Annotated in this window: 7 protein-coding genes; 3 read left to right on the forward strand and 4 right to left on the reverse strand. The window is 66.0% G+C overall.

Going from position 1 to position 6,938, the window contains the following annotated elements:
- Positions 1 to 4 precede the first annotated feature (4 nt).
- Positions 5 to 652 (forward strand): YceI family protein, encoded by a 648-nt coding sequence (locus tag FHW97_RS04635; RefSeq protein WP_062785532.1) that lies wholly within the window; start codon positions 5 to 7, stop codon positions 650 to 652.
- 59 nt (positions 653 to 711) lie between these two features.
- Here FHW97_RS04635 and FHW97_RS04640 read toward each other — a convergent pair whose 3' ends face one another.
- The 3 genes from FHW97_RS04640 to pdeM form a co-directional block, all read right to left on the reverse strand.
- Positions 712 to 2,430: a hypothetical protein gene (locus FHW97_RS04640; RefSeq protein ID WP_171798141.1), complete on the reverse strand. Its 1,719-nt coding sequence runs from the start codon at positions 2,428 to 2,430 to the stop codon at positions 712 to 714.
- 192 nt (positions 2,431 to 2,622) lie between these two features.
- Positions 2,623 to 3,147, reverse strand: coding sequence for a translation initiation factor IF-3 (gene infC / locus FHW97_RS04645; RefSeq protein WP_022677304.1), 525 nt, complete (start codon positions 3,145 to 3,147; stop codon positions 2,623 to 2,625).
- A gap of 143 nt (positions 3,148 to 3,290) precedes the next feature.
- On the reverse strand, positions 3,291 to 3,998 hold the full coding sequence (gene pdeM / locus FHW97_RS04650) for a ligase-associated DNA damage response endonuclease PdeM (RefSeq protein ID WP_062785536.1): 708 nt from the start codon (positions 3,996 to 3,998) through the stop codon (positions 3,291 to 3,293).
- A 74-nt stretch (positions 3,999 to 4,072) separates the two neighbouring features.
- Between pdeM and hemF the strand changes: the two genes are divergently transcribed.
- Positions 4,073 to 4,936 (forward strand): oxygen-dependent coproporphyrinogen oxidase, encoded by an 864-nt coding sequence (gene hemF / locus FHW97_RS04655; protein ID WP_171798142.1) that lies wholly within the window; start codon positions 4,073 to 4,075, stop codon positions 4,934 to 4,936.
- Positions 4,937 to 4,940: 4 nt separating this feature from the next.
- A complete protein-coding gene (locus FHW97_RS04660; protein ID WP_171798143.1) occupies positions 4,941 to 5,570 on the forward strand; it encodes a GNAT family N-acetyltransferase in 630 nt (209 codons plus the stop codon).
- A 273-nt stretch (positions 5,571 to 5,843) separates the two neighbouring features.
- Here the strand turns inward: FHW97_RS04660 and FHW97_RS04665 are convergent.
- On the reverse strand, positions 5,844 to 6,938 hold a 1,095-nt coding region (locus tag FHW97_RS04665; RefSeq protein WP_171798144.1), incomplete at its 5' end, for an IS66 family transposase.

Below are 6,938 nucleotides of genomic sequence, written 5' to 3' on the forward strand. Positions count from 1 at the left end.
TGCCGTGAAGAGCCCCGATCGTGTTGCCATTGCCCTGGCGTTGTTCAGTTCCGCCGTGGTTCTGCCGGGCACCTTTGCGCTGGCCCAAGCACCTGCCGCCGCCGTGGCTGCCCCGGCCTTGCCGGCCATGCTGCAAAGCCTGCCAGCCGGGCGCTATGTCGTCGACCCGGCGCAGACGGTGGCGCGGTTCAAAGTGCGCTATCTGGGCGTCAACCACGTGGAGGGCACCGTGCCCGGCGCCAGTGGCACGATCATGCTCGACCCGGCCAATCTCGCGACCATGGCGCTCGACGTGGTGATGCCGGCCACGGCCATCGCCACGCAAGACGGCATGTTCGACGATGAGCTCAAGGGCCCCGGCCTGTTCGACGTGGCGCACTATCCCACGATCCGCTTTCTGGGCCGCAGGCTGGTGCCGACCGGACCGAACGCCGCGCGGATCGAAGGAGAAGTGACGATGCACGGCGTCACCCGCCCCTTGCTGCTCGATGCGACCTTTGCCGATCCGGCAGGTGCCGCGCCTGGTGCGGGCCTCGCGGTCAATGCCTCGGGCGTGGTGCACCGCTCCGAATTCGGGATGACCAAATTTGCCCCGTTCGTGAGTGACGACGTGCGCATCACGATCACCGCCGTGCTCAACCGCGCCGGCTAGGCCCTGCTAGCCCTGCGCGCAGCGTCGGTGGGGCGGCTGCGGCAGGGCACTCAAGGCGGTCAACCCGGGTGGCCGCCCTCGTGGTGGGCGTGGGCGGCCATGGCGCGTTCCTGTTCGGCCTGATGCTGCGCTGCCATTTGCGCCTGGTGCTGGGCCTGTGCCTGGGCACGCTGTGCCTGCATCTGCTGGGCCCGGCCCATGGCTTCCTCGCGATGCTGCGCCGCTTGCGCCTGCGCCTGTTCGCGCGCCTGGGCTTGGGCCTGGCGTTGCTGGGCCATTTCCTGCGCGCGCTGCTGCTGCATCTGGCGCTGCTGTGCCTGCTGCTGCATGGCGCGTTGCTGCGCCTGGGCGCGTTCGGCCTGCATGGCCTGCGCGCGCTGGGCTTGCTCTTGCGCCCGTTGCGCCTGGGCTTGGGCACGCTGGGCCTGCGCCGCAGCCTGATGCTGCGCGGCCATCTGCTGTTCCTGCGCGCGGCGGGCCTGCTGCTGTTGCATCATCTGCGCGCGCTGGTTTGCCGCGCGGGCGGCTGCTTGTTGCTGGGCCTGCTGCTGGGCCATGCGCTGCATCTGTGCGTGCTGCATCGCTGCCTGCTGCATCGAGGCATGTTGCATGGCCGCTTGCTGCGCGCGCTGTTGCGCCATCTGCATCTGGGCGCGCTGCATGGCGGCCTGCTGCGACTGCTGTTGCGCACGTTGCTGTGCAAAGAACTGCTGCTGCTGGCGCTGCTGCATGAACTGCTGTTGCTGTTGCTGCATCGCTGCCTGCTGGCGCGCGCGCTGGAACGCGGCCTGCTGGGCCATGGCCTGTTGCTGCTGGGCAAAGGCCGCCTGCTGGCGCTGCTGCTCCTGCCGCTGGCGATCGTTGCCGAACCAGTTGGAGAACCAGCCATACGGCCGCTGCTGCGGCGGGGGCGGTGGCGGGCTATAGACCACCGGGCGCGGCGGGGGCGCCATGAAGCCAACCTGCTGCCACGCGGCAAACTGCTGTGCTTCCATCGCGCGGCGCTGGGCTTCCTGTTGCCACTGCGCGCGTTCCTGCGTTTCGTGTTCCTGGTGATACGCCTGCCATTCGGCCTGCTGGGCCATGTCTTGCGACCACTGCGCCTGCTGCGCCGCGATTTCCGCGCGGCGCGCGGCCCAGTTGGCGGCAATCACGCCGCGATGCTCGCGCTCTTGCGACAGCTGCGCCAGATAGGCAGCGCGATCATAATAGCGCGAGGCATAATCGACGCGGGTTTCATAGTCGTCGGGCGGCAGCAGATCGCCACGATCGTCATAGACGGCAACCAGCTGCGGCCCCGAATAAGCATAGCTGTATTGCGGATCGCGCACGAGATAGGGCGTGTCGGAATCCGCCTGATAGTAATAATAGCGGTAGCCACCATCGACCGGCTCGGCATAGCGGCGATCGCCCAGGCTGGTCTGCCACACCCAGGGATTTACCCCGCCATCGTCATAGGAATAATCGGGCGGGGCATCGCCGATCGCGCGGGTCACCCCTGCGGCGCGGTCGAGATAGGCATAGGCGTCGCGCTGGTTGGCGACGCGCGCCACGCGCACCCGGTTCTGGATCGGCAGCGCCTGTACCGCTGGGGCCGGCGCCATGGCCGTGGCCGCGCCGGCCTGCAGCGGCACTGCTGCGGGCAGGGCGGGCAGGCCATTGCTGGCCTGGGCAGATGGATCAGCGTCGGGCGTGGAGGCGGAATGGTTGCAGGCAGCAACGCCCAGGGCCAACGCGCTGGCCGCGGCGATGCTTATCGTCTTGCGAAATGTCAGCATGGCGTGTCACTTTCGTTGCGCGTCCCGGCATGACCATGGGCGGCGCTGCCTGAACCGGCGGTGGCGGCCCCGTTCATCGCCGCCTAACGCACGCCTGCCTGTCATGATCCGCAACAAAACCCGTATTGCGCCCACGAAAAAGGGCGCACCCGGCGGGCGCGCCCTTTTTCATCAAGCCACAGCTGGAACGGTTCAGCCCTTGGGGGCGAGGACCATCAGCATCTGGCGGCCTTCCATGCGGGGGAAGGCTTCGATCTTGGCGATTTCGGCCACATCTTCCTGCACGCGCTTGAGCAGGTTCATGCCCAGCTGCTGGTGCGAAAGTTCGCGGCCACGGAAACGCAGCGTCACCTTCACCTTGTCGCCATCTTCGATGAAGCGATGCACGTTGCGCATCTTCACGTCATAGTCGTGATCATCGATATTCGGACGCATCTTGATCTCCTTGATCTCCTGCGTCTTCTGGCTCTTGCGGGCAAGGTTGGCCTTTTTCTGCGCCTCGTAGCGGAACTTGCCCACGTCGAGGAACTTGCACACCGGCGGATCGGCGTTGGGCGAGACTTCAACCAGGTCCAAGCCGACTTCGGCTGCCTGGTCAATCGCTTCACGCGTGTACATCACGCCAAGATTCTCGCCGTTTTCATCGATCACGCGCACCTTGGGCACGTTGATCATCTGGTTGAAGCGAGGGCCGCTCTTGACGGGGGGCGCCAACATGCGCCGGGGTGGGGGAGCTATAGTGCTATCTCCTGATGTTGATCCGGGTGCGAGTCATGGAAAGGACTCAAGGCGCGCTCATATCACAACAGCGCCGCAGATAAAGAGCCTTCGGGCATATCTGGGCGGCCTGGCGCCTGCTTTCAAGCCGCAGCGGCCTGCCATAGTGGGAAATGGGCCACACGCGCCGCCGTGGGCACCAGCGCGGTAATGCTGCGCGCCGGTTGCATCGCCTTGAGCAGCGCGGGATGCGCGGCATCCAGGCCCCCGGTCAGCGCGCCGAACGCGGGCAGGATCAGCTTGCGCTCGCTCATCACCGCGCAGGGCCGGCTCACCGTGCGGCCACGCGCCGCCACGCGCAGGCGCGGGTGAAAGTGGCCCGACAGTTCCGGCCCGGCTTCCTGCCCCTGCGCCTCGTGCCGCAGCATCACGCCGCGCACCATCACCTCGCGCAGCATCGTGCCGCCGATCAGGTCATCGGCCGGGGCGCCGTCTTTCTCATCGTGGTTCCCGGTGATCCACACCCAGTCCACCGCGCGCACCAGCGCGGCCAGCCGCTCTGCCGCGCCAGGGTCAAGCCGCGCCGGGCCATGGGCATCGTGGAAATTATCGCCCAGGCAAAACACCCGCCGCGCCCCGGTATGCCGCACCAGCGCGGCCAGCCGATCGAGCGTTTCGCGGCTGTCATAGGGGGGTAGCATCTGCCCGGTGCGGGCAAACCAGCTGGCCTTTTCCAGGTGAAGATCGGCCACCAGCAGGGCCTGCTCCTCTGGCCAGGCTAGCGCCCGCGCCGGGCCGAGCAGCCATTCCTGGCCGGCAAACTGGAAGGGAGCGAACGAAAGGGGAACCATGCCTTCCCCTTGCCGCAGCCCCGCCGATTTGGCAAGCGGTTGGCTTGGGCGCTGGCTGGCCCATGGGAGATGGCATGACCGACTGGACACCCCACACCGCACGCGCCCGCGCCTGGTTCGAATCGCTGCGCGACCAGATCTGTGCCGCATTCGAAAGCATCGAGCGCGAGGCCGGTAGCGACGCCCGCTTTACCTATACCCCGTGGAACCGCGAGCACGAGGGCGAGCCGGTGGAAAACGGCGGCGGCGGCGTGCAGGGCCTGATGAAAGGCAAGGTGTTCGAAAAGGTCGGCGTCAACGTCTCGACCGTGCAGGGCGCGTTCAGCCCGGAATTTGCCCGCACCATCAACGGCGCCGATCCCGATAATCCGGGCTTTACCGCCACCGGCATCAGCCTGGTGGCGCACATGGCCAATCCGCATGTGCCCGCCGTGCACATGAACACCCGCTTCCTCACCACGCGCAAGGCCTGGTTCGGCGGCGGCGGCGATCTCAATCCGCCGCTGCCCTATGATCAGGATACCGCCGATTTCCACGCCCGCTTCCAGGCGGCCTGCGACGCGCACGATCCGGCCTATTACCCGCGCTTCAAGGCCTGGGCCGATGACTATTTCTATATCCCCCACCGCAAGGTGCATCGCGGCGTGGGCGGCATCTTCTATGATCACCTCGAATGCGCCGACGACGCTGGGTTCGACGCCAACCTGGCCTTTACCCAGGCGGTGGGCGAGGCATTCCTCGACGTCTATCCGCGCCTGGTGCGGCGGCGGATGAACCAGGATTTCACCCCGGCGGACGAATTGCAGATGCTGGAATGGCGCGGCCGCTATGCCGAATTCAACCTGGTGCACGATCGCGGCACGCTGTTCGGCCTCAAGACCGGCGGCAATATCGATGCCATCCTGATGAGCCTGCCGCCCCGCGCAGTGTGGAGCTGACGCCATGGCCATTGCCGAGCCAGGCGCCCCGCTCAGCAGCGGGTTCCACGCCCTGGCGCCGGGCGATCTGGCCGCAGTGGTGACCGCGCTCGAGATGCGCAGCCCGCCGCCCAGCCTTAAGCGCCTGGTGCCTGAGGCCGACGTTCCGCTGCAACTGGTGCGCTGGAAAGCGCCAGACCCCGCCAAGTACCGCCTGCTCTATCGCCGCGTTGGCGCCAAATGGCTGTGGTGGTCGCGTCTGGCGATGGACGACGCGGCACTGACCGCAATCGTCCACGATCCCCAGGTAGAAGTCTATGCCGTGGCCGACCGCGCCGGCGTGGAAGTGGGCATGCTGGAACTGGATTTCCGCCAGGCCGGCGAAGCGGAAATCGCCTTCTTCGGCCTGATCCCCGGCGCCACCGGCAAAGGCTTCGGCAAATGGCTGATGCGCCGCGCCCTGCAAAAGGCCTGGAGCCACGACGGCGTGGCGCGGGTGTGGGTGCACACCTGCACGCTGGACGGGCCGAGCGCGCTGCCGTTCTACATGGCGCAGGGGTTCGAGCCTTACGCGCGCTTCGTGGAAGTCTTTCCCGACCCGCGCGGGTTGGGGTTGTTGGGGGATGAGGCGGCGCAGGTGCCGATTTTGGGGTGAGGGGGCGGCAGGTTGCGATAATAAAGCGTCTTCCGAAGGTCGCGCTTTGAAATCCAGCTTCTGCCGAAACCTCGACAATCTGTATTCATGCACATTTTCAACGATATCCGGCGGAAGGCGGTCCCATCGCTGACAATAATGCAGAGTGCTCCAAGGAAGGCTGCGCCGCGATCCAACGCAGAGAGAAGCGCCCCGCTGGTTTTTCCTTTTTTCGCTCGAATGCAGGGCCTAATGAATGGTAACTGCTCACCGTGTTGGCTTATGGCGGCGTGGTCAGGCGACGGCGAATTTGCCGTCGACGAGATCGCGGATGGCGCTGAGGGCTGATTGACCCGACAGCCGCGCAGTGCCGGTGACGGAACGATAGCCGGCATGGATCTGTGCGCCCCAGTCTGATCGGAAGCCGTTGGTGACCTTTCGGAACACGACCGAGGGACGGATCTCTCGCTCGGATATGTTGTTGGTTGCCGGGACCTTGCGGTTGGTGAGGAAGACGAAGAATTTGCCCCGCCAGGCCTTGATCTGCTTGAGCAGCACCTTTCCTGCCGGATGGGCAATGGGGACGCGCATCAAGCTGGTCAGCACATTGTCGGCCTTGGCCGCGTAACTCGCCAGCGTCGTGTCCTTCAGGCTTTGTCGTCGTTTGCCGATCCGGATAGCCCAGCGCAGATGATCGCGGACCTTGGGGGCAAAAGCCCTGTCGCCACAGTCGATGGCGTATTGAACGTCGCGCAGCACATGAGCGAGGCAGACCTGATGCTCGCGGCCCAGTTCCTGCTGGCCAGCGTAGCGGTCAGAAACCCAGACATCGGGCTGATGGCCGCCCAGCACGCCCTCGGCAACCTGGCGCGCCCGGCGTTTGGAAATCTTGTGCAGGACGGCCTGGTCCGAGAGGAAGACCCATTGCCAATGCGTGATGCCGTTGGTGCGCGTGGTCGTCTCGTCGGATGCGATCACCTGCGCCGTCAGCAGTTTATCGGTGATCGCCTTGGTCGCCGCCGCCATACCGGCGCCCATGCGACGAAAGGCGTTGGCAATGGCGCCCTCGGAAATGACGAGGCCGAACAGTTCGTGGGCAATCCGCGACAGGCGTTCGAAGCCGACATGATGGCTGTGGTGCAGATAGGCCAGCAGCGAGCGGATGCCTGGCCCAAATGGTGTACCCGGAGCCATCCCGGCCGGCGCATCGGCGCGATACCGCTTGCCGCATCCTCGGCAGCGACCGCCGTATAGCTCGACACGGGTTACAATCGGCCGGATCGGTGGCAGGTCTATATGGTCATAGCGGTGGCGGCAACGCTGGGCCTGGCTGGAAACATCAGTTCCGCAATGACAGCAGGTCGCCGCCATCATGCGTTCAGTCTTGTC

The sequence above is a fragment of the Novosphingobium sp. SG754 genome (assembly GCF_013149315.1).
Taxonomy (GTDB): domain Bacteria; phylum Pseudomonadota; class Alphaproteobacteria; order Sphingomonadales; family Sphingomonadaceae; genus Novosphingobium; species Novosphingobium capsulatum.

Coding starts and splice junctions, on each gene's coding strand:
- FHW97_RS04640 (WP_171798141.1), bottom strand. CDS start 2,430: ATGCTGACATTTCGCAAGACGATAAGCATCGCCGCGGCCAGCGCGTTG.
- infC (WP_022677304.1), bottom strand. CDS start 3,147: ATGTTGGCGCCCCCCGTCAAGAGCGGCCCTCGCTTCAACCAGATGATC.
- pdeM (WP_062785536.1), bottom strand. CDS start 3,998: ATGGTTCCCCTTTCGTTCGCTCCCTTCCAGTTTGCCGGCCAGGAATGG.
- hemF (WP_171798142.1), top strand. CDS start 4,073: ATGACCGACTGGACACCCCACACCGCACGCGCCCGCGCCTGGTTCGAA.
- FHW97_RS04660 (WP_171798143.1), top strand. CDS start 4,941: ATGGCCATTGCCGAGCCAGGCGCCCCGCTCAGCAGCGGGTTCCACGCC.